The following is a 22601-nucleotide window of genomic DNA, read 5'->3' on the forward strand; positions in this document are numbered from 1 at the left end:
TGCCCCGGCCAGCGGGAAAGCGGATCAGCGTGCGCAGACCGCGGCGAAGGCGCTGGCTACCCGCGCAATATTGCCGTGGTTGAGCCCGGCCACGCAGACGCGACCGCTGGCAATCAGATAGATGCCATGCTCTTCACGCAGAACGTCTACCTGATCGGCGCTAAAGCCGGTGTAACTGAACATGCCGCGCTGGGTCAGCAGATAGGAAAAATCCGCCGCCGGCAGGGCTGCCTGCAGGGCCTTCACCAGCGCGACGCGCATGGCGCTGATGCGGGTGCGCATGGCCTCCACTTCCCCCTGCCACAGGGCATTCAGCTCGGGATCGTTGAGCACCTGCGACACCACCTGGGCGCCAAACCCCGGCGGGCTGGAGTAGTTGCGGCGTACGGTAGCTTTCAACTGGCCCAGCACGCGCCCGGCGGCATCGGCGTTGTCACAGACCACCGACAGGCCGCCGACACGCTCGCCGTACAGTGAAAAAATCTTCGAGAACGAGTTGCTAACCAGCGCCGTCAGTCCGGCGCTGGCGATGGCGCGTATGGCATAGGCATCTTCATCCAGCCCGCGGCCAAAACCCTGGTAGGCAATATCGAGGAACGGGATCAGCTCCCGGGCGATCAACACCTCAATCACCCGATCCCACTGCTCGGGGGCGAGATCGGCCCCCGTCGGATTATGGCAGCAAGGATGGAGCAGCACGATGCTGCGCGGCGGGAGCTGCTGGAGGGCGGCAAGCATCGCGGGGAAATTGACCCCACGGGTGGCGCTGTCGAACCAGGGATAGGTATGCACCTCGAAACCCGCCCCGGCAAAGATGGCCACATGGTTCTCCCAGGTTGGATCGCTGACCCAGACCGCGGAGTCGGGGAAGTAGCGCTTGAGGAAATCAGCGCCCACCTTCAGCGCGCCGGAGCCGCCCAGCGTCTGGATGGTGGCGATGCGTCCGGCACGCAACGCCGGATGGTGTTCGCCAAACAGCAGCGTCTGGACCGCGCGGCGATAGGGAGCCAGTCCCTCCATCGGCAGATAGAGGCTGGCCTTGTGCAACTGGCTCTGCAGCCGGTCAGCGGCCTGACGGACCGCCTCCAGCTGAGGAATGATGGCCTGCTCGTTATAGTACAACCCGATGCTAAGGTTAACTTTGTCTGCCCGGGGATCCTGTTGAAAGGCCTCCATCAGCGACAGGATAGGATCGCCCGCGTAGGCGTCAACGTTCTGGAACACAGTGGTTACTCCTGAAATGACCGTTAAAGGTGAAGCCATTACACCGCGTAGCGTCCTGGGCGGTGGTTCATGGCGATAATCGAATTCAAAATCACGGCGCCGAGGACAGAGACCAGCAGCATCGGCAGGCTAACCACCCACAGCGAGGCGGTGACGATGCAGGCGTCCACCACCATCTGGAATTTACCGGCGCGGATGCCGCTTTTATCCTGCAGATAGAGGGCCAGAATATTGACGCCGCCGAGGCTTGCTTTATGGCGGAACAGCACCACAAAGCCGATACCGACCATGATGTTGCCGAAGAGGGTGGCGTAATAGGGGTTCAGGCGATCGACATGGATAAAGTAGCCGTGCAGGTCGGAGAACAGCGACACCAGTCCGACCGCGCAGAAGGTTTTCAGCGTGAAGGCGGCGCCCATCCGCCGGACGGAGAGCCAGTAGAAGGGCAGGTTAATGGCGAAGAAAACCACGCCGAACGGCAGGTGGGTGGCGTAGTGGATTAGAAAGGCCATGCCTGCCGTCCCGCCGGTCAGGGCGCCGGCCTGGCGAAACAGGATAATGCCAAAGGAGATCATCAGCGTGCCGAACAGCAGCGCCAGGGCATCCTCCAGCCAGGTGTGGGTCAGTTTTTCAGGGGAAAGGACGTTATCCATAAATAAGCACTATCTTTTCGTTAACAAGGATAAGCTCTTGTTTGCAAAAATCGCACCAGAGGAGCGTGCCCGGGCGATTGGTTGCGGAAAAAATAGCCGTGGTTTAGCCTAACCTGTTGTTCTGTTGGAAAGAGAAAATCGCACGGGTCGTGCGCATAATGGTTATGAAATGCGTAAGTTGTGCGAATTTACTGCTTATCACGCATTGACTGGCCCCGCATCTGCACCAGCGCAGGGCACTATGCTCCGGTTCAGCGCAGCGAGGGCGTGCCCGGCATCAGCTGGCCGTTCTCCTTCAGGCGGTTGAGCACGACGGCGGTTTTCAGATGAGCCACCCCTTTGTTTTGCGCCAGAATATGGCTGATCAAATGGCTCAGTCCGGGCAGGTCCGGGACCGTTACCCGCAGCAGATAATCGGCGTCGCCGGTGGTTTTCCAGGCGTCCAGAATGGCGTCCACTTCACTGAGCATCTGATGAAAGCTCTCCACGCATTGCGGGGTGTGATTCAGCAGGCGCACCTCAATCAGGCCAAGCATCTCCTGCCCGGCGGCATCCGGCGCCAGACGCGCATGGTAGCCGAGGATAAGCTGCGCCTGTTCAAGGGCGATACGGCGGCGCGAACACTGGGAAGCGGACAGGCCGATAAGCTCGCTAAGCTCCTGATTGGTCAAACGGCCATTGGCCTGCAGCAGGGTAAGAATTTTCAGATCATAGTCGTCGATGTTGTACATAGTGGCCACTAGCGGAACGTAAAAGTGGCTACCAGCCTAACAGTTTTTTGCCTGGCGTGAAGCCTGACCCGACGGCGGCAAACCGGATGCACCAAAACGGGTCAGCTTCATGCATTAAGCCACTTGTTTTCTCATGATCTGTGCGTCATCCGGCCAATTTTCGCGCGTTATGCGCCAGGTCAGCGCCGCGATGACCAGCTTTCAGAACGAACTGGAAAAGAATATTTCAATATCATTCAATGGATTAATTTTGGTCTGACGCTCCGCGACGATCCACTGGCCTGAAAGTTGCTACCGGCGAAAGTGACTTTTTACAGACAGGGGCAGGTCAGAGATGACAACGCAGCAAGAGCATCAGTTAAAGCGCGGGTTAAAAAACCGCCATATCCAGTTGATCGCCCTCGGGGGGGCGGTCGGCACCGGACTGTTTTTAGGTATCGCGCAAACGATCCGTATGGCAGGCCCCTCGGTCCTGCTGGGGTACGCCATCGCCGGGGTTATCGCCTTCTTTATCATGCGTCAGCTTGGCGAAATGGTGGTAGAGGAGCCGGTGGCGGGGTCGTTCAGCCATTTCGCCAACCGCTACTGGGGGCCCTTCGCCGGGTTTATGTCCGGCTGGAATTACTGGGTGTTGTACGTGCTGGTAAGCATGGCGGAGCTGACGGCGGTGGGCATCTATATTCAATACTGGTGGCCGGAGGTACCCACCTGGCTGTCGGCGGCAATCTTCTTCGTGGCGATCAACGCCATCAACCTGACGCACGTCAAAGTGTATGGCGAGCTGGAGTTCTGGTTCTCGATTGTCAAAGTGGCCGCCATCATCAGCATGATCGCCTTTGGCTGCTACCTGTTATTTAGCGGTCACGGCGGGCCGGCGGCGACGGTGGCCAACCTGTGGCAGGACGGGGGATTTTTCCCTAACGGTATCACGGGCTTAGTGATGGCCATGGCGGTGATCATGTTCTCCTTCGGCGGGCTTGAGCTGGTGGGGATCACCGCGGCGGAAGCCGACGAACCGCATAAAACCATTCCCAAAGCCACCAACCAGGTGATCTACCGTATTCTGCTTTTTTATGTGGGGTCGCTGGCGGTCTTGCTGTCACTCTACCCGTGGCGGAACGTCGTGGAAGGGGGAAGCCCCTTTGTGCTGATCTTTCACGCCATTGACAGCAATATTGTGGCCAACGCCCTCAATCTGGTGGTGCTCACCGCCGCGCTGTCGGTCTACAACAGCTGCGTCTACTGCAACAGCCGGATGCTGTTCGGCCTGGCTCAGCAGGGCAACGCCCCGCGCGCGCTGCTGCGGGTGAACCACCGCGGGATCCCGTTGACTGCCCTGGCGGTGTCCGCCGTCGCCACGGCGCTTTGCGTGGTGATTAACTATGTGATGCCCGGGAAAGCCTTTGCCCTGCTGATGGCCCTGGTGGTGGCCGCCCTGGTCATCAACTGGGCGATGATCTGCATCACTCATCTTAAGTTCCGTCGCGCCATGCAGCAGGCCGGGAAGGTAACGGCTTTCCAGAGTTTCGCCTATCCCCTGACAAACTGGCTGTGTCTGCTGTTTCTCGCCGGGATCCTCGGGGTGATGTATCTGACCCCGGACATCCGCATCTCCGTCTGCCTGATCCCGGTATGGCTGCTGATCCTTGCCGCAGGCTATCTGCTGCGCAGGAAAAGCGCGCCGGAGCCGGTGGCGGCGCTGGAGGAGCGGTAGTCGCCGACGCCCTGCCTGGCGGCAGGGCGATATTGTGTCGACTAAAAAATCACGGGGAAATAGATAATTACGATAAATGACATCTCACGTTATCGGTCTGGAAATTGACAAAAGCGTGGGGCAGACAGCCTGGGGTTCTGGCTGGTCGTTATCCTGTTTATCGCCGGTGGGGAAAGAGAGCCGCCAGCGGGAACGAGGGCCGTGGCGGCGGAAGGGGGAAGATCAACGACAGGCGAGTCGGCCTGGCCTTCGGTATACCGCAACAGGCTGCCTGTTAATCCACGTTAGTAAAATAATCGCGCGCGGCGGTCTCGACGCGCTTCGCGTCCAGCCCGGTCTTCTCAGTGATCTGCTCGATAAACGGTTTAAATTTTTCGTCCATCACGTTCCCTCCTTCCCAGTGGGCGACGTAGAATTTGCACTGATAGCGATAAAAATGGAGAGTGGTATCTCCTAACGTGTAGTACATGAGCTTCTCCTGTCCGGTATTGCGGTCACCGCGTCCACAGCGTCAGCAACCTTGTTCTCATCACGATCGATCTGTTCTCTATCCTCCTCCCAATTGGCTGAAATTTCCAGCGGTGCTTTAGGCAAAAAGGCAGGATAAAGAAAGGATAATCTGCTGACAGGCAGTGATTATTTCTGCAGTCGGGGTGGCGATCCGGTTACCTGCAGGCTGCGCAGATAACCGGAGTAACGACAGGCTTAGCGCAGCGCGTTGCGCTCGTCGTCGGTCAGGTCGAGGGTCTGCGCCACGCCGCTTTCTGCAGAGCGCGCCGCCGCTTCCAGGACGGCCATCACCGCCAGCGCCTGCACCGGCGGCACCGGATTGGCGATCAGGCCCTTCAGCGCGTCGCGGATCTGCATATAGTACTGGCGCTGATCGCCCGGCGGGGTAGGCTGGGTTTGGGTCTGCAGCGAGGCGTCATAGATAACCAGCCCATCCTCATCCTCGCCCCAGCCGGCGCTTCCCGGCACCACACCCGCCAGCAGCTGGCTCTCCTGCTGGTCGGCCCGGGCTTTGACAACGCTGCCTTTATCGCCATGCACCGTGAAGCGCGAGGAGCCCCCCGCGACCAGCATGCTGCAGTGGAGGATCGCTTTATGCGCCGGGTAGTTTAAGACCACATGCGCCCAGTCGTTGATCTCCGCGCCGTCGCGCAGGGTGGCGATGTTGCCCTGTACCGACTGCGGCAGACCAAACAGCTGCAGCGCCTGATCGATCAGGTGCGGCCCCAGATCGAACCATAAGCCGCTGCCGGGGACGTTCTGCTCGCGCCAGCGGACGCGGACTTCCGGGCGGAACCGGTCGAAATGGGACTCAAAATGTTTCACCGTGCCGATGGCGCCCTGCTCAATAACCTGACGGATACCGAGATAGTCGCTGTCCCAGCGGCGGTTATGGAAGACGGAAAGCAGCCGCTGTTTCACCTGCGCCAGGGCGATCAGCTCCCGGGCCTCCTGCATATCAAGGGTAAAGGGTTTGTCCACCACCACATGCTTGCCGGCGTTCAGCGCCAGGCGGGCCAGCGGCGCGTGCGTGGCGTTGGGGGAGGCGATAACCACCAGATCGACATCCGGGTGCTGGACCGCCTCTTCCGGGGAAGCGATCACTGTGACGTCCGGCAGGTCGCGTTTGACTTTCTCTTCATCGCGCGAGGCGACGAAGGCCAGGTTCAGGCCCGGCACCGAACGGATAAGCGGCGCGTGGAAAGTCTTACCGACGAAGCCATAGCCAATCAGGGCGATATTTATCGTGTTGTTACTCATCAGGTTCTCCACGTTGTTAAGCGTCAGCAATATGTACAGAGAGGACAGGGTCATCCCCCAGCTCAGGCCAGGGACGATCGAGGAAAAGATGGTGAATGTCGCTGAGACCGGCCACCAGCCAGGGTTCGCAATGGTTGACTTTGGTATGGTCCGCCACCAGCCAGTGTTCCGCGCTGGCGGCGAGCATGGCGCGTTTTACGTCCGCATCGGCCTCCTGGCTGGCGCTCAGGCCCAGTTCGGCATGCAACGCGCAGGCGCCGAGAATCGCGATATCGGCGCGGTAGCGCGCCACCAGCGACAGCGTGGCGCTGCCGGCGAACAGCCGCTGTTCACTGTCCCACTGGCCGCCAAGCAGGATAAGCTGGATATCGGCGCGGTCGCTGAACAGCTGGGCGATATCCAGCGAAGCGGTGATCACGGTCATGGGGCCTTTCAGCTGGGTAGCGACGGCCAGCAGTGTGCTGCCGGCGTCGAGAAACAGCGTCGAGCCGGAGGGGATGCGCGCGGCGACCTGCTGGCCCAGACGCTGTTTCGTTCCGGGGAGCAGGGCGTTTCTTCCCTGGCGCGTCATCGCCGGGACGTTAAGCGCGATGGCGCCGCCGTGGCTTTTCTGCAGTACCCCCTGGTTTTCCAGCTCACTGAGATCCCGGCGTATGGTATCGGCCGACACCTGCAGCGCATCAACCAGTTCGCTGATGCTCAGCTGACCGGTTTCACTCAGCCGGTCAAGGATGTGTTTTTGTCGCGCGAGCTTATGCATGACGAGAGACTCCGCAAATTGACGCAATAAACGGCATAATACAGCAAAAAACCGCAAAATAAACCGCAAAAGGTCGCAATGAACCGTGGAAAACCTGAAGAACTTGATTTCACTACACTTTAACGTTAAATGAGGAAAGCGGGCGCGGCCCGGGGGAAAGCGCTTTTTAATGAAGCGATTAGCCTCTTTCACCGGGCAATAAACAGCGAAAAAGCGCGCTTTCGCGTACCTTATACAGAGCGCGCGCAATGCGACAGGCATGGATTAACGGAGGTTGAGTGGACGCGATTAAAGGCTCGGAGTTGCAGATACCGGACGCGATCTTCGCGTGGGTGCTCGACGGGCAGGGGGGCGTGAAGCCGCTCGCCGATGACGATATTATCGACAAAGAGAAACCCTGCTGGCTGCATCTCAACTATACCCATAGCGACAGCGCCGACTGGCTGGCGGCCACCCCGTTGCTGCCCAATAACGTGCGCGATGCCCTGGCGGGCGAGAGCACCCGACCGCGGGTGACGCGGATCGGCGACGGGGCGTTGATTACCCTGCGCTGCATCAACGGCAGCACCGATGAACGGCCAGACCAGCTGGTGGCGATGCGTCTGTATATGGATGAGCGGCTGATCGTCTCCACTCGTCAGCGCAAAGTGCTGGCGCTGGACGATGTGCTGGGCGACCTGAAGGAGGGCAATGGGCCGACGGATGGCGGCAGCTGGCTGGTGGAAGTCTGCGACGCGCTGACCGATCATGCCAGTGAGTTTATTGAACAACTGCATGACCGAATTATCGACCTCGAAGACGACCTGCTCGATCAGCAGGTGCCGCCGCGCGGTTTTCTCGCGCTACTGCGTAAGCAGCTGATTGTGATGCGCCGGTATATGGCGCCGCAGCGCGATGTTTACGCCCGGCTGGCCAGCGAACGCCTGCCGTGGATGAGCGACGATCAGCGGCGGCGGATGCAGGATATCGCCGAGCGGCTGGGGCGTGGGCTGGACGAGATCGACAGCTGCATTGCCCGGACGGCGATCATGAGCGATGAGATCGCCCAGATTATGCAGGAGTCGCTGGCGCGGCGGACCTATACGATGTCGTTGATGGCGATGGTGTTTCTGCCCAGCACCTTTTTAACCGGCCTGTTCGGCGTCAACCTCGGGGGGATCCCAGGTAACAGCTGGCATCTGGGCTTTAGCCTCTTTTGCCTGATGTTAGTCGTTGTCATCGGTGGTGTTGCGTGGTGGTTACATCGCAGTAAATGGTTGTAAAGAATCGCCTTTTGGCGGCGACGATGCCGGGAAAACCCGGCAATGTTTGAGCGAAATCAATAAACCCTCTACCCATTCAGGGCAATATCTCTCTCGCAGGTGAATGCAACGTCAAGCGATGGGCGTTGCGCTCCATATTGTCTTACTTCCTTTTTTGAATTACTGCATAGCACAATTGATTCGTACGACGCCGACTTTGTTGAGTCGGCTTTTTTTTGCGCTCTCCTGACCAGCTTCTACGCTTACTAAGACACCCGACGGTCTTCAGGCCGTTTACGCCTGCGGGTACGCCCGTATCACTTTCCGGGAGGCCACTATGCATTACGCTTCAGGGCTGACAGCCCAGTCCATCCCCATCTCGCCCGAGCCGAACGATCCGGTTCCTTTACCCGATCCGCGACCGCGCCCGCAGCCGCAGCCCGATCCGCCGCCTGATGAAGAGCCGATTAAATTGTCGCATCAGGCGCGGAGATCTGCGAGGATACGCGCCTGCAGATCGTCTGTCCTTTAATACGAGAATACATTGTGACCGCTTTTTCTACCCTGACTGTTTTACCTGCCGCCCAATTAGCCAACCTTAACGAGCTGGGTTATCTGTCGATGACGCCGGTTCAGGCCGCCGCCCTGCCGGCGATCCTCGCGGGGAAAGATGTGCGCGTGCAGGCAAAAACCGGCAGCGGAAAAACGGCCGCCTTCGGGCTGGGCCTGCTGCAGCATATCGATCCGTCGCGCTTTGAGACCCAGTCGCTGGTGCTGTGTCCGACCCGCGAACTGGCCGATCAGGTTGCCGGCGAGCTGCGCCGTCTGGCGCGCTGCCTGCCGAACATCAAGATTTTGATGCTCTGCGGCGGGCAGCCGTTTGGCGCTCAGCGCGATTCACTGCAGCACGCCCCGCATATTATCGTCGCCACCCCGGGCCGTCTGCTCGATCATCTGCAGAAGGGGACGGTCTCTCTCGACGCGCTGCAGACCCTGGTGATGGATGAAGCGGACCGCATGCTCGATATGGGCTTCAGCGACGCCATCGACGAGGTGATCCGCTTCGCGCCGGCTGACCGGCAGACGCTGCTGTTTTCCGCCACCTGGCCTGCGGCGATCGCGGCGATCAGCGGTCGGGTGCAGCGTCATCCGGAAACGATTGAGATTGACAGCGTCGATGCGTTACCGGCTATCGAACAGCAGTTCTTTGAAGTTTCCCGTCACGGCAAGATTGCGCTGCTCCAGCGTCTGCTCAGCCAGCATCAGCCGGCGTCCTGCGTGGTGTTCTGCAATACCAAGCGCGATTGCCAGGCGGTCTGCGATGCGCTCAACGCCGCCGGGCAGAGCGCATTATCGCTGCACGGTGACCTCGAGCAGCGCGACCGCGATCAAACGCTGGTGCGCTTCGCGAACGGCAGCGTTCGGGTTCTGGTGGCGACCGACGTCGCCGCCCGCGGCCTGGACATCAAATCTCTCGCGCTGGTGGTGAACTTCGAGCTGGCCTGGGATCCGGAGGTGCATGTTCACCGCATCGGCCGCACCGCCCGCGCCGGCGAACAAGGCCTGGCTATCAGCTTCTGCGCGCCGGAAGAGGCGCAGCGCGCCACCATTCTGGCCGACATGCTGCAATTATCCCTTAACTGGCTGCCGGCGCCGACGGGCAACGCTATCACGCCGCTGACGGCGGAGATGGCGACGCTGTGCATCGACGGCGGAAAAAAGGCGAAAATGCGCCCGGGGGATGTGCTGGGGGCGTTGACCGGAGATATGGGGTTTGATGGCGCCGATATCGGCAAAATTACCGTCCACCCGGCCCACGTCTATGTAGCGATCCGCCAGAATATGGCGCAGAAAGCGTATAAGCAGTTACAAAACGGTAAGATCAAAGGCAAAGCCTGCCGCGTACGACTGCTGAAGTAAGGGCAGAATAGCGCGTCTCAGGCGGCGGCCTGAGACGCTTTCGGGTTACTTCACTTCCACTACGTTCAGACGCAGCTCATCTAACCGGGCGTCCTCTTCCTCCGGCTGCCAGCCGGCAGGCTGCAGGGGAATCTCTTCCCGGTCAAACGCCAGATCGCCGCCGTCCACCACCTCAGAACCGTGGGTGATGCCTTTAAAATCAAACAGATTAACGTCGCTCAGGTGCGAAGGCACCACGTTCTGCATCGCGCTAAACATGGTTTCAATGCGTCCCGGATAACGCTTATCCCAGTCGCGAAGCATATCGGCGATCACCTGGCGCTGCAGGTTAGGCTGCGACCCGCACAGGTTGCATGGAATAATCGGGAAGCCCTTGGCCTGGGAGAAACGCTCGATGTCCTTTTCGCGGCAGTAGGCCAGCGGGCGGATGACGATGTGTTTGCCGTCATCGCTCATCAGCTTCGGCGGCATTCCTTTCATTTTGCCGCCGTAGAACATATTCAGGAACAGCGTCTGCAGGATGTCGTCGCGATGATGGCCGAGGGCAATCTTGGTGGCGCCGAGTTCGCTGGCGGTACGGTAGAGAATGCCGCGACGCAGGCGAGAGCAGAGCGAGCAGGTGGTTTTCCCTTCCGGGATCTTCTCTTTGACGATGCCGTAGGTATTCTCTTCGACAATCTTGTATTCAACGCCCAGCTGCTCAAGATAAGCCGGCAGAATATGCTCCGGGAACCCGGGCTGTTTCTGGTCGAGGTTCACCGCCACCAGCGAGAAGGAGATGGGCGCGCTTTTCTGCAGGTTACGCAGGATCTCCAGCATGGTATAGCTGTCCTTGCCGCCTGACAGACAAACCATAATGCGGTCGCCTTCTTCAATCATATTGAAGTCGGCGATCGCCTCACCGACGTTGCGGCGCAGACGTTTCTGCAGCTTGTCGATGTTGTATTTCTCTTTCTTTGTAAGTTCTTGATTTTCTTGCATTGTTAACATTCTCAAAATCTAAAAGGGGCATATAGGGGGCAAAACGTGTTAAAGCCCAAGCCGGGAATTCAACATAGAAACCTGGTCGCCGTTCATTTCTTCTATCCATGTACTATAAACGTCGTACACCATTTGCGCGTTTTCATGCCCCATCTGATTGGCTATAAAAGACGGGTTTGCGCCAGCCGTCAGGAGCCAGCAGGCAAAAGTATGCCGCGTATGGTACGGATTCCTGCGGCGAATGCCAGCGCGTTTTACTGCAGCTTCCCATCTGCTGCCTATACTGCTGTGCGAGTAGCAGGGTTTTTGCTCGCCTTTCCGTCTCCGCGGCATGAAAACAAGTCGCAAATTCTGTTCCTCGCTTGAGCCGTATTCCCTGTGGTGAAACGTGATAGTGGCGACCGGATGTCCAGCTGTCAGTTCATGCTGCGCTTTGAGCGCGTCCAGGGCAGGGCCGAGCAATTGTATCGTCCGGTTTCCTGCTGCTAATGCCATACCGAGGCCTTTTGCTGAGGCGCTGGTGAGAGGTAACTCGCCGGAGATGTGCCGGGCGTGAGAGACCGTAAAAGCACCTGGGAAACAATAAAATACCCGGTAATCAGTGCCGGGTTTTGGGGCTCACATAAGATTGGAAATCTGGCTGTAAGAGAGGTGCTTACTTTACTTGGCCCTAAATGATAAGTCGAAACTCCTCATTTTTTAATGGAATATAGGTGAATGGAAGCGTTATAGGGAAGGAGTAGCCCCGCGGAAGAATGGCGATGCCTCAATCCCCCGCAGAACGCAAAGCGCGCAGCTAACCCGGCTGTGATATATAATCCCCTCCATACCCGCGGGGATGTAGAAGTGGAGCCGCATCCTCCGGCGTTGCATGAAAAAGGCGTATTAGGGATCTATAGACATAAGGAAAACAACAATTGGTATCGGTTATGAAAAAAACATTACTTCTGGTTTGCGCTGTTCTTATATCAAACTTGGCACTTGCTGCAGGAAATAAAGAAGAAGTGGTGCCTGTGCGGATAAGTTGCCCTAATCCTTATTATCCAGTTTCTGCCATGGCTAATCGGATTAGTGGCACTGTAAATTACGCTGCCTCAGTAAATGAAAAAGGGGAAGTAACTTCTGTTGAGACAACTGGTGCTGAGATCTTTTTTAGAGAAACAAGATCAGCAATGAGAAAATGCAAGTATGAGACCGGAAAGCCAGGCATTGCGCGTGGAACAATAAGATTTCGTCCATCTCAACCGTAAATACTGCTAGCCTACCTGGATTTTGTGTACTGAGAGATCTAGCAGCCTGATGCTCTTGCAATGGGAGTCGAGCCAAGTGATGTTATGTTGGCAAGCTCTAGAGATTTACCTGGCAAAATCACTGGTTAAGGGGAGCAGGTTAGTCATGGTTGGCTGAAAAAAAACTGGAGACGAGTTAGGCTCTCCTGTTCCCAGTGTGATTGCTGAAAAATTTCGTGGCTGTGAGTTTTCGAACTTTCATTCATTCGGAGAGCTTTCAGGAAGGCGGTTTCTGATACCACTGAGCTAACTGAGCGGTTTGACAAGCTAGCTTAGGGAGTATCAAGTTAGAAACATGGTCGTTCATTCGTAAAATGAGCATGTCGGGGGAAGGCTTAAACATGAATTAGAACACGCAAAAGCTATTAAAATACCGGTGATGTGTATGGTATTGAGAACTGGCGAGTTATGATGCACAAAAAGCCATGTCGAAGTTCACTAAGCAATGGTGGTTAATGATGGACAATAAAAAAAGCATTTCTGATTACACCGAATCTGAGTTTTTAGCTTTTGTGAAAAAGATATTTAATCCGGATAATACAACCGAAGATGAAGATGTGCAAAATGTTTTAGAGTTTGAACGTATCACTGAACACCCTGATGGTTCTGATGTAATTTTCTATCCTCCAAAGGGCCGAGAGGATAGTCCGGAAAGGGTTGTTAAGGAAGTGAAAGAATGGCGGGCCAGGAATGGCAAGCCTGGTTTCAAAGAGTAGCTGATCGGTACAGTTGCGTTATCTTACCTATCTTAACGTGATAATAGATGACTTCTGATTGAAACTCGCGCCGGCGGTTTTTTATTACGTTGAATTTATTATCGGTGAAAGTAGTTCACAATTTTGATTTTTTATCAACCAGCCCTAAAGATGCCGTCGGAGTCTGAGCAACTTCCTTAACTTATGCGCTTTGAGGGCATTCCCGATGCAAAAGGCAATCAGAACACCAAGGTCTGCTTTCAGCATAGTGCGGGTATTATCAGGTTATTGGATTTTAATAGCCTCAATCAATTACGCCCCCTGATTCCTAACGTTGTCCACCGCTCGGAAAACGGGGTGCCATGTGAAATGATCAGCAGGTACCGCACCATCTGCAATTATCTCATTCACCTCTTTTCCTCGAATAGCCTGCCTCATCCATTCCCGGGTGGATTCAGGTACCAGGACCAGCGGCCGGCGCTGTGGGGGCTGGCTGTATGGAAATATAAAATAAATTCAGTTGGTTGGAGGGGGCACAACTTATTGGTGTTGTACATTTTTACTGATTTCTTGATTTTGCAGCATGTAATAGTGGCTCAATTCATAGTGTGGCATCAGAAGAGCACGCGTTCTGCCAGCCGCTGGACAACGTGGCGCTGGCGCGTAGCAATTAATGAGGTCTGACAGACAACCGTGGCGTGTATGGTACGGATTCAGGGGCGGAATGTCAGCATCTTTCCGGCACTTTCCGCTGCGGGCAGGGGCAGAAGTAAAAATAAAAAGCCCGCCGGGCGGCGGGCTGAGGCGTTAGCGAACGACCAGCACTGAGCACTCGGCGTGGCGGACTACCGCGGCGGCGTTGGAGCCCAGCAGATAGGTGGTAATATCCGGCCGGTGCGAAGCGATGATCACCAGGTCGGCGGGTAGCGACCTGGCGAGGGCCAGGATCTTATCTTTTGGCGATCCTTCGGCAACGTGAAAATGTTTCCGATCTTCCGGGATAGAGAACTGCTTCGCGAGCTCTTTAAGCTGCGTTTCCGTCCCTTCGCGCAGCTCATCCATACCAGGCAGTTCGGCGGTATAGGCCATTCCCAGTGAGGCATAATAAGGCAGGGAAGGGATAACGGAGAGGAAATGGACCTCAGCGTCGTCAATCCGCGCTTCCGATTCAACGTGACTGATAATGCGTTCAGTAAATTCTTTATCAGAGATATCGATGGGGACAAGAATCATTCTGCTCATAAAACCTCCTGTTTAAGTATCCCCTCATATTGTACGGCATTATGGCACGTTTTGTATCATGACCGCAGTCACACTTTGACATTAACGTGGCTTGCGTTCGGGGAATTTTCCCTTTATCACGCCGTCATAAAATCGGCCTTTTGACACCACCTGTAAAAAGTCACGAAAAATACGCGGTGGAACCCCGGTATATTGCAACGGCGGCTGGTGATAAAAACAGATTTCCAGCGTGGCGGAGGCGTCATCATAGGCGACAGAGATAATTCGGGAAGATTTTACCGGGTGATGATGCATGATGGACGTCCTCGGGCAGGCACTGACTGAGCACGACTATATCACTAAACGGACGGCTATTTTAAGCTGTGGGATATATTGTTTTGTTTTAGCTGCTAAGATGCAAAGAGAGAGAAAGCCCGCCGGAACCGGCGGGCTGGCGCATCAGAACTGGTAAACCAGGCCCAGCGCGACGATGTTGTCGGTAGAAATACCGTTGTCTTTGTAGAAGCTGTCGTTGTCATCCAGCAGGTTGATTTTGTAATCAACGTAGGTGGACATATTACGGTTGAAGTAATAGGTGGCGCCGACGTCCATATATTTGACCAGATCTTTATCGGCGTAGCTGCCGGTATTATAGAGATCTTTGCCTTTGGACTGCAGGTAGGAGATAGCCGGACGCAGACCGAAGTCGAACTGATACTGAGCGGTGACTTCGAAGTTTTGCGTCTTGTTGGCCACGCCGTCATTGCCGTACGGGGTCATGTTGCGGGTTTCAGAGTACATGGTCGCCAGGTAGATATCGTTGGCGTCGTACTTCAGACCGGCAGTCCAGGCTTCGGCTTTATCGCCGCGGGCGTTGGTCCGGGTCATCTGGTCGTTGGTACGGTCAGAAGAGGTATAGGCCGCAGCCGCGCTGATGCCCATGCCGAAGTTATAGGAGGTGGAGAGACCGAAACCGTCGCCGTTGTCAAAGCGAACATCGCTGTCGATGCTGCGGTTGTTGGTGCCGACGTTGATATCCTGGGCGTTCTGGCCTTCGTTTTTACCCTGATACTGCAGGGCGAAGTTCAGACCATCCACCAGACCGAAGAAATCGCTGTTGCGGTAGGTCGCGACGCCGTTGGCGCGGCCTGCCATAAAGTTATCCGCATAGGTGTAAGAGTCGCCGCCGAACTCCGGCAGCATATCGGTCCAGCCTTCGACGTCGTACAGCACGCCGTAGTTACGACCGTAGTCGAAAGAACCGTAATCGCCCACTTTGATACCGGCGAAGGCCAGACGGGTCCACGCCTGATCGCCGGCGCTTTCGGTATTGTTGGCCTGAACGTTGTATTCCCACTGGCCGTAACCGGTGAGCATATCGTTGATCTGGGTTTCGCCTTTAAAGCCAAAGCGAACGTAAGTTTGGTCGCCGTCTTTTTTCGAGTCGCTGGAGAAATAGTGCAGACCGTCTACCTTGCCATAGACATCTAATTTATTTCCGTCTTTATTATAAATTTCCGCCGCGTGCGCAGCGCCAGCGGCTAATAAAGCCGGAATAACGAGGGCCAGTACTTTTCTTTTCATGAAGAAATTCCTTTAACTGTTTTTATGTTCTAGCTTCCGGGAAGGAAGTGAACTCATGCTAAAGGAGCGGTCTAAGATATGGTAAGACTCAATTGTTACGATATAAGTAAAATCTAAATAAAATACGTCTGAAGTAATGGTGATAATTATGGTGAATATATCTACAAATAATATACAAAATAAAAATTATACATATTCACTTTGATCGCGTATTATTCGCGCGTTATATGCCTTTATTGTCATGCCAAGCATTTTTATTTGCCGTCTCATTCTGCGGAATGATTTTGTTTATCGGTAAAACGACAAGCCCGAACTTTATGTTCGGGCTTTTTTTATGGCTGCGGGAGGATAATAACCTTAGCTCTCGCTCGGTGATTTCTCCGCTTTGCCCGCCAACTGGGCGAGGAAGTCGTAGCGCTTCTGCAGGTCGGCGGCAGCGTCTTTCCACAGTTGCTCCGCCACTTCCGGCTGCTGCGCATTCAGGCGACGGAAGCGTTGCTCATTGAGCAGCGTCTCAGCCAGGGCGTCTGACGGTGGGCGGGAGTCCAGCGCCAGCGGGATCTTGCCTTCTTCCGCCCGACGCGGGTCGAAGCGGTAGAGCGGCCAGAAGCCGGTAGCGGTCAGCTGACGCATCTGATCGTGGCTGAGCGCCAGATCGTAGCCATGCTCTTCGCAAGGACTGTAGGCGATGATCAGCGACGGCCCCGGATAGGCTTCCGCTTCCTGAATCGCTTTCACCGTCTGGTTCAGCTGCGCGCCCAGCGAAATCTGCGCCACATAGACATGACCGTACATCATCATGCTGACGCCAAGATCTTTGCGCGCCTTGCGTTTACCGTGCTCGCCAAACTTAGTGACCGCCCCCAGCGGGGTGGCTTTTGACGCCTGGCCGCCGGTGTTGGAGTAACACTGGGTATCCAGCACCAGAATGTTGACATTTTCCGTCAGGCTCAGCACATGGTCCAGACCGCCGAAGCCGATATCGTAGGCCCAGCCGTCGCCGCCGATCAGCCAGACGGATTTCTCCACCAGCGCGTCGGCATCGGTCAGCAGCTCTTCAGCGCCTTGCACGCCGGCCAGCGCCTGACGCAGGGCTGCCACCTGTTCGCGGCGCGCTTCCGGCGTCGCCTCGGCATGCAGCGCCGCGTTCAGCTCTGTCGGCAGCTGGTCGGCGTATTCGCTCAGCAGGCGCATCACGCGCTGGCGATGCTGGTCGACGGTTAAGCGGAAGCCGAGCCCGAATTCAGCGTTATCCTCAAACAGCGAGTTGGCCCACGCCGGGCCGCGGCCGTTGGCGTCGGTCGTGTACGGGGTCGAGGGCAGGTTGCCGCCGTAAATGGATGAGCAGCCGGTGGCATTGGCAATCAGCATCCGGTCGCCATACAGCTGGGTCAGCAGTTTGATATACGGCGTTTCGCCACAGCCGGAGCAGGCGCCGGAGTATTCAAACAGCGGGCTGATCAGCTGCGAAGTGCGGATATCAATACGCTCCAGTTTGCTGCGGTCGATTTCCGGCAGGTTGAGGAAGTAATCGTAATTCACTTTCTCCTCTTCAACATGCTCCAGGCGCGACATCATATTGATGGCCTTGATCTCCGGGTTCTGGCGATCTTTTGCCGGGCACACTTCCACGCACAGGTTGCAGCCGGTGCAGTCTTCCGGGGCGACCTGCAGAACGTATTTCTGCCCGCGCATATCGCGGGATTTAACGTCCAGCGAGTGCAGACTGGCAGGGGCGTTCTCCATGTCCTCCGGCGCGACCACTTTGGCGCGAATTGCCGAGTGCGGGCAGGCGGCAACGCAGTGGTTACACTGGGTGCAAAGCGCTTCCTTCCAGATCGGGATCTCTTCGGCGATGTTGCGTTTCTCCCAGCGGGTGGTGCCCATGGGCCAGGTGCCGTCCGGCGGCAGGGCGGAGACCGGCAGCGCATCGCCGAGGCCGGCCAGCATCGCGGCAGTAACCGTTTTGACGAAATCCGGCGCGGCGTCGGAGACCACCGGCGGGCGGTTCGGACTGCTGGCATTCACCGGCTGCAGCGGCACTTCCGCCAGGGACTCGCGGGCCAGGGCCAGGGCCTGCCAGTTGCGTTCCACCAGCTCCTGACCTTTGCTGCTGTAGCTTTTGGCGATGGCCGCCTGCAGTTCCGCCAGCGCGCTGTCGCCAGGCAGGATGTGAGTCAGATGGAAGAAGGCCATCTGCATCACGGTATTAATGCGCGCCCCGAGGCTACATTCGCGGGCGATCTTCGCCGCGTTGACCACGTAAAAACGCGCTTTTTTCTGATTCAGGGTAGCCTGCACTTCCTGCGGCAGGCGGGACCAGACTTCATCGGCGCTGTACGGCGTGTTGAGCAGGAAAATGCCGCCGGGCTTCAGCCGCTCGGCCATCTGGTATTTATCGATAAACTGCAGCTGGTGGCAGCCAACGAAATCGGCCTGCGAAATCAGATACGAAGAACGAATCGGCTTTTCGCTGACCCGCAGATGGGAGACGGTCAGGCCGCCCGCCTTCTTCGAGTCATAGACAAAGTACCCCTGGGAGAACCACGGGGTGGAGTTGCCGATGATTTTGATATTGTTTTTGGTGGCCGACACGCTGCCGTCGCTGCCGAGGCCGTAGAACAGCGCTTCGAGCTTGGCCTCTGCCGGCAGGGTATTTTCGCCCAGCGGTAGCGACAGGTTAGTCACGTCGTCATAGATGCCGACGGTAAAGCGCGGCTTCGGCTGGGCGGCCTGCAGCTCATGGAATATCGCCAGCACGCATTCCGGACCGAACTCCTTGGAAGAGAGACCGTAGCGGCCGCCGATGGTCCGCGGCAGCGTCTCGCGCTCGCCGCGGTTAAAGGCTTCCGCCAGGGCGGTCATCACGTCGAGATACAGCGGCTCCGCGTGCGCGCCAGGTTCTTTGGTGCGATCCAGCACCGCCACCGCCCGGGCGCTCTCCGGCAGCGCTGCCAGCAGGTGGGCGGCGGAGAACGGACGATAGAGGCGGACCTTCAGTACGCCGACTTTCTCGCCGCGGCTCAGCAATTCATCGACCACCTCTTCGCAGGTGCCGATGGCCGAGCCCATAATGACGATGACGCGCTCCGCCTGCGGATGGCCGTAAAACTCAAACGGTTTGTACTGGCGGCCAGTGGCGGCGGCGAAGTCATCCATCGCTTTCTCGACATGATCATAAACCGCGTCGTACCACGGGTTGGTGGCCTCCCGCGACTGGAAGTAGGTGTCAGGGTTGGCCGAGGTCCCGCGGATCACCGGGTGTTCCGGATTGAGCGCGCGCTGGCGATGCTCAGCGATTTTTTCCTGCGGCAGCAGGGTGCGAATCGTGTCATCCGCCAGCGGGGCGATTTTGTTGATTTCGTGCGAGGTGCGGAAACCATCAAAGAAATGAATAAACGGCACCCGGCTTTGCAGAGTGGCGATATGCGAGATCAGCGCGAAATCCTGCGCTTCCTGAACGCTGCTGGCGCACAGCATGGCGCACCCGGTCTGGCGGACCGCCATCACATCGGAATGGTCGCCGAAGATCGACAGCGCGTGGGTGGCGACGGTGCGGGCGGCGACGTGCAGGACAAACGGCATCAGCTGGCCGGCCAGTTTGTACAGCGTGGGGATCATCAGCAGCAGGCCCTGCGATGAGGTAAAGGAGGTGGAGAGGGCGCCGGTCTGCAGCGCGCCATGTACGGCGCCAATGGCGCCTGCCTCCGACTGCATTTCGACCACGCGGGGCACATCGCCCCAGACGTTTTTCAGCCCATTGCCGGCCCAGGCGTCGGCCTGTTCCGCCATCGTTGAACTGGGCGTGATCGGGTAGATGGCGATAACTTCACTGGTGCGAAACGCGACGGAAGCGACCGCGCCATTACCATCAATAGTAATCATAGGAAGACACCCTTACATTGCGCAAAAGAATGGACGCGTAAAACCGCGACGCGCCCTGTAATTATATAAGAGGTAGTTTAGCAAACCGTTGATGCCGCCATTTTTGCATTTGTGTCCTCAATGCGGCGGCCACCCGTGACCAGATCAATATTTTGCGCGGTTCGCGGAGAAAGTGGCTTTCCAGGGCGTGAAGGCCAGCGATTGTCCGGTGGCGAACCCGGGGGAGATCAACCTTTAGGCAGAAATTTGCTAGAAAATGTTAATGAGACGCATAAATACGTACTTCCCCTCTCGACGCCGCGCGCCACGCTGCCTATTATTCTTGGGTTTGCTTTTTAAGACGTTTCCGAGGGGAGAGAAAATGCGAGCTGCGATATTAGTGGGATGTGCGGCGCTGTTGCTGTCGGCGTGCAGTAGTGAACCCGTTCAGCAGGCCACGGCGGCGCACGTCACGCCAGGAATGCGGGCGGCGATGAGCGACGCCGGTCAGGCCAACTGCGCCATGATAGGCGGCTCGTTATCGGTGGCTCGTCAGCTCGATGGTTCGGCGATTGGCATGTGCGCGTTGCCGAACGGTAAACGCTGCAGCGAGCAGGCGCTGGCGGGCGGAAGCTGCGGCTATTAATGGCAGCCCCGCAGCGGGTTCACCACGCCGGCTAGTGCATCAGGTCGGCGAGCTTATAGACCAGCGTCTGGTCGGCGGTCGCCAGCGTCAACTGGTTTTCCGTCAGATCGACCTGCGCGCCCTCGCGCAGCATCTTACCAATGGTCGCGTCAAGGGTATTGAGCTGGGCATCGTGGCACAGCATCCGGGTCATCGCCAGCGATTTAACCTTCAGCTCGCCGTCCGACACCTTACCTTCCCCGCTGAAGCCGTTGCACATATTGCCCGAAACATACATATTGCCCGTAAGAGCCGTCTTCTCGCCGAAGCTCAGCTCCAGCGGCCGGTCGCCCGCGTTCACCGCCTGGCCGTTGACGCTGGTCAACACGAAACGATGATGCTGTAGCTGTTCCGCGCCGGTGGACACCTTACTGTTATAGACACAGCCGGACAGCAGCAACCCTGCCGCCAGTAATGCCGCAAATTTGTTCATTTTTACTCCAAAACATTCACATTACTAATAAAACAAAGCCAGTGTAACGGTATCGCAGCGGGGATCTGTGGGGATTATCTGAATGTGCTCCCCTGGCGAGAGGAGCACAAAAGGGAAAGGAATCAGACGATAGCGTTCGGGCAGGTTTCACCGTTGGCGACCTGCTGCAGATTGCCCAGGGTGGTCTCCGAAATGCTGATCAGCGCCTCGGCGGTGAGGAACGCCTGATGGCCGGTAAACAGCACGTTGTGGCAGGCGGAGAGGCGACGGAAGACGTCGTCCTGGATCACGTCGTTGGATTTGTCTTCGAAGAACAGATCGCGTTCGTTCTCATAAACGTCCAGCCCCAGCGCGCCGATTTTCTGGTGCTTCAGGGCATCGATGGCCGCCTGGGAATCGATCAGCGCGCCGCGGCTGGTGTTAATCACCATCACCCCGTCCTTCATCTGATCGAAGGCCTCGCGATTGAGCAGATGGTAGTTTTCGTCGGTGAGCGGGCAGTGCAGGGAGATCACGTCCGACTCCTTGTACAGCGTGGCCAGGTCAACATATTCCACCCCCAGCTCCAGCGCGGCGGCGCTTGGGTACGGGTCAAAAGCCAGCAGACGCATGCCGAAGCCTTTAAGGATCCGTAGCATCGCCACGCCAATTTTCCCGGTGCCGATCACCCCGGCGGTTTTGCCGTACATGGTGAAACCAGTGAGGCCTTCGAGGGAGAAATTGGCATCACGGGTACGCTGGTAGGCGCGGTGGATGCGGCGGTTAAGCGACATCATCATGCCGATCGCATGTTCAGCGACCGCTTCCGGCGAGTAGGCCGGGACGCGCACGACGCGCAGGCCAAGCGCTTTCGCCGCCTCGAGGTCGACGTTGTTAAACCCGGCGCAGCGCAGAGCGATATACTTCACGCCGTGAGCCTTCAGCTCCTCCAGCACCGGACGGCTGCCGTCGTCATTGACGAAGATGCATACCGCTTCGCAACCGTGGGCGGTTTTGGCGGTTTTCTCTGTCAGCAGGAAGTCGAAGAATTCCAGTTCAAAGCCGTAGGTATCATTAACGTGCTGCAGGTACTTTTTATCGTACTGCTTCGTACTGTAAACCGCGATTTTCATAAGACTTTTCTCCAGTGATTATAACGTCACGGTAGCATATTTAAAATAATCGTACAATTATTAAAAAATAGTTTAAATAGCAGGTGCTTATCCTAATTCTAGAGCATATCGCGGATTTGCGGAATCTCTTTGAAAGACAAAGTTTTTTCACCACAAACTCAGGCTTAAAGCGCCGGGGGAGAGCAGCAGAAACGGCCACAGCAGACCGGAGGTGACGTTAGCCAGCTGAAACGACCACAGCGGCAGGCCGCTGGCGCCGCTGACCAGGGGCAGGGTGGCGCGCAGGGGAGAGAGGAAGCGACTGAAAAAGACCGCCCACAGCCCGCGGCGCTGAAAAAAGAGTCGACTGCGGGCCAGCCGCTCGGCGGTCAGCCAGCGCAACTGCGTGAGGCGGTGACGATAGCGAACGCCTAACCACCACGAGAGCCAGAATCCGCCGATGGCGCCGAGGCTGGCGCTGGACCACATTAACAGGAAATGACCGAGGCTGGCGGAAGCAAATGTCCCCAGCAGCAGCAGGCCGGAGGTGCCCGGGATCGCCAGCGACACCAGCGCGCAGGATTTAGTGAAAGTGAGCAGGAAAACCATCAGTAATACCAATGGATAGTGGCCCTGTGCGCTCTCAATGAGCGAGATAATTAACGACACTGTCTCTCCCGCAAGCAAAACCGAACTGGCTGGAGTGTGGCAGGGAGCGCTTAAACAAAAGCTAAATAGTGACGAG

Annotated in this window: 21 protein-coding genes and 2 pseudogenes; 7 read left to right on the forward strand and 16 right to left on the reverse strand. The window is 57.1% G+C overall.

Translation table 11 applies throughout. The features are described from left to right. Positions 1-24 precede the first annotated feature (24 nt). The 3 genes from ABLV52_RS13340 to ABLV52_RS13350 form a co-directional block, all read right to left on the reverse strand. Positions 25-1224 (reverse strand): amino acid aminotransferase, encoded by a 1200-nt coding sequence (locus ABLV52_RS13340; RefSeq protein WP_023289418.1) that lies wholly within the window; start codon positions 1222-1224, stop codon positions 25-27. A 38-nt stretch (positions 1225-1262) separates the two neighbouring features. Next, a complete protein-coding gene (locus ABLV52_RS13345; protein ID WP_004176405.1) occupies positions 1263-1877 on the reverse strand; it encodes a YitT family protein in 615 nt (204 codons plus the stop codon). A 251-nt stretch (positions 1878-2128) separates the two neighbouring features. Beyond that, complete coding sequence (locus ABLV52_RS13350) at positions 2129-2608, reverse strand: Lrp/AsnC family transcriptional regulator (RefSeq protein ID WP_023289419.1); 480 nt, start codon at positions 2606-2608, stop codon at positions 2129-2131. 334 nt (positions 2609-2942) lie between these two features. Between ABLV52_RS13350 and ABLV52_RS13355 the strand changes: the two genes are divergently transcribed. Next, complete coding sequence (locus ABLV52_RS13355) at positions 2943-4322, forward strand: amino acid permease (RefSeq protein WP_032452612.1); 1380 nt, start codon at positions 2943-2945, stop codon at positions 4320-4322. A gap of 274 nt (positions 4323-4596) precedes the next feature. Here ABLV52_RS13355 and ABLV52_RS13360 read toward each other — a convergent pair whose 3' ends face one another. From ABLV52_RS13360 to ABLV52_RS13370, 3 genes are all read right to left on the reverse strand, one after another. Beyond that, the gene (locus ABLV52_RS13360) at positions 4597-4791 is read right to left on the reverse strand and encodes a hypothetical protein (RefSeq protein WP_004203980.1); all 195 of its coding nucleotides are present in this window, start codon (positions 4789-4791) and stop codon (positions 4597-4599) included. A 236-nt stretch (positions 4792-5027) separates the two neighbouring features. Then, the gene (locus ABLV52_RS13365) at positions 5028-6146 is read right to left on the reverse strand and encodes an oxidoreductase (protein WP_348890495.1); all 1119 of its coding nucleotides are present in this window, start codon (positions 6144-6146) and stop codon (positions 5028-5030) included. After that, positions 6109-6852 (reverse strand): DeoR/GlpR family DNA-binding transcription regulator, encoded by a 744-nt coding sequence (locus tag ABLV52_RS13370; RefSeq protein WP_023289422.1) that lies wholly within the window; start codon positions 6850-6852, stop codon positions 6109-6111. The genes ABLV52_RS13365 and ABLV52_RS13370 overlap by 38 nt, the downstream gene beginning before the upstream one ends. A gap of 278 nt (positions 6853-7130) precedes the next feature. Here ABLV52_RS13370 and zntB point away from each other — a divergent pair, with 278 nt between their 5' ends. The 3 genes from zntB to dbpA all read left to right on the forward strand — a co-directional run bounded on the left by zntB (position 7131) and on the right by dbpA (position 10013). Next, on the forward strand, positions 7131-8114 hold the full coding sequence (zntB, locus tag ABLV52_RS13375; RefSeq protein WP_032436262.1) for a zinc transporter ZntB: 984 nt from the start codon (positions 7131-7133) through the stop codon (positions 8112-8114). A 316-nt stretch (positions 8115-8430) separates the two neighbouring features. After that, positions 8431-8625, forward strand: a complete 195-nt coding sequence (locus tag ABLV52_RS13380; RefSeq protein ID WP_071592553.1) for a hypothetical protein — start codon at positions 8431-8433, stop codon at positions 8623-8625. 14 nt (positions 8626-8639) lie between these two features. Next, entirely contained in the window at positions 8640-10013 is a 1374-nt protein-coding gene (gene dbpA / locus ABLV52_RS13385) for an ATP-dependent RNA helicase DbpA (protein ID WP_044522571.1), read from the forward strand. Between the two features lie 45 nt (positions 10014-10058). Here dbpA and ttcA read toward each other — a convergent pair whose 3' ends face one another. Beyond that, positions 10059-10994, reverse strand: coding sequence for a tRNA 2-thiocytidine(32) synthetase TtcA (gene ttcA / locus ABLV52_RS13390; RefSeq protein ID WP_023289425.1), 936 nt, complete (start codon positions 10992-10994; stop codon positions 10059-10061). A gap of 48 nt (positions 10995-11042) precedes the next feature. Beyond that, positions 11043-11477: pseudogene (locus ABLV52_RS13395) on the reverse strand (tyrosine-type recombinase/integrase); the annotation flags it as partial. Between the two features lie 446 nt (positions 11478-11923). On the opposite strand from ABLV52_RS13395, the gene ABLV52_RS13400 reads away from it, so the two are divergent. Together ABLV52_RS13400 and ABLV52_RS13405 are read left to right on the forward strand one after the other, a co-directional pair. After that, entirely contained in the window at positions 11924-12244 is a 321-nt protein-coding gene (locus tag ABLV52_RS13400; RefSeq protein ID WP_348890496.1) for a TonB family protein, read from the forward strand. Between the two features lie 497 nt (positions 12245-12741). Further along, complete coding sequence (locus ABLV52_RS13405; protein ID WP_025999099.1) at positions 12742-12999, forward strand: bacteriocin immunity protein; 258 nt, start codon at positions 12742-12744, stop codon at positions 12997-12999. 291 nt (positions 13000-13290) lie between these two features. Here the strand turns inward: ABLV52_RS13405 and ABLV52_RS13410 are convergent. The 5 genes and pseudogenes from ABLV52_RS13410 to nifJ form a co-directional block, all read right to left on the reverse strand. Further along, positions 13291-13458: pseudogene (locus ABLV52_RS13410) on the reverse strand (SOS response-associated peptidase); the annotation flags it as partial. A 327-nt stretch (positions 13459-13785) separates the two neighbouring features. Then, positions 13786-14220 (reverse strand): universal stress protein UspF, encoded by a 435-nt coding sequence (uspF, locus tag ABLV52_RS13415; RefSeq protein WP_023289426.1) that lies wholly within the window; start codon positions 14218-14220, stop codon positions 13786-13788. 81 nt (positions 14221-14301) lie between these two features. Continuing rightward, positions 14302-14514, reverse strand: a complete 213-nt coding sequence (locus ABLV52_RS13420; RefSeq protein ID WP_023289427.1) for a KTSC domain-containing protein — start codon at positions 14512-14514, stop codon at positions 14302-14304. A 144-nt stretch (positions 14515-14658) separates the two neighbouring features. Further along, a complete protein-coding gene (ompK37, locus tag ABLV52_RS13425; protein ID WP_348890497.1) occupies positions 14659-15783 on the reverse strand; it encodes a porin OmpK37 in 1125 nt (374 codons plus the stop codon). Positions 15784-16140: 357 nt separating this feature from the next. Next, positions 16141-19668: a pyruvate:ferredoxin (flavodoxin) oxidoreductase gene (nifJ, locus tag ABLV52_RS13430; RefSeq protein WP_348890498.1), complete on the reverse strand. Its 3528-nt coding sequence runs from the start codon at positions 19666-19668 to the stop codon at positions 16141-16143. A gap of 361 nt (positions 19669-20029) precedes the next feature. On the opposite strand from nifJ, the gene ABLV52_RS13435 reads away from it, so the two are divergent. Further along, positions 20030-20293: a DUF333 domain-containing protein gene (locus ABLV52_RS13435; protein WP_008805145.1), complete on the forward strand. Its 264-nt coding sequence runs from the start codon at positions 20030-20032 to the stop codon at positions 20291-20293. 31 nt (positions 20294-20324) lie between these two features. On the opposite strand, the gene hslJ is transcribed toward ABLV52_RS13435, so the two are convergent. From hslJ to ABLV52_RS13450, 3 genes are all read right to left on the reverse strand, one after another. Then, a complete protein-coding gene (gene hslJ, locus ABLV52_RS13440) occupies positions 20325-20765 on the reverse strand; it encodes a heat shock protein HslJ (protein ID WP_023289430.1) in 441 nt (146 codons plus the stop codon). Positions 20766-20887: 122 nt separating this feature from the next. Then, on the reverse strand, positions 20888-21877 hold the full coding sequence (locus ABLV52_RS13445; protein ID WP_032452619.1) for a 2-hydroxyacid dehydrogenase: 990 nt from the start codon (positions 21875-21877) through the stop codon (positions 20888-20890). A gap of 147 nt (positions 21878-22024) precedes the next feature. Next, a complete protein-coding gene (locus ABLV52_RS13450; RefSeq protein ID WP_023289432.1) occupies positions 22025-22525 on the reverse strand; it encodes a DedA family protein in 501 nt (166 codons plus the stop codon). Between the last annotated feature and the right edge of the window lie 76 nt (positions 22526-22601).

This window comes from Klebsiella sp. GB_Kp056 (genome assembly GCF_040064755.1).
Lineage (GTDB): Bacteria > Pseudomonadota > Gammaproteobacteria > Enterobacterales > Enterobacteriaceae > Klebsiella > Klebsiella quasipneumoniae.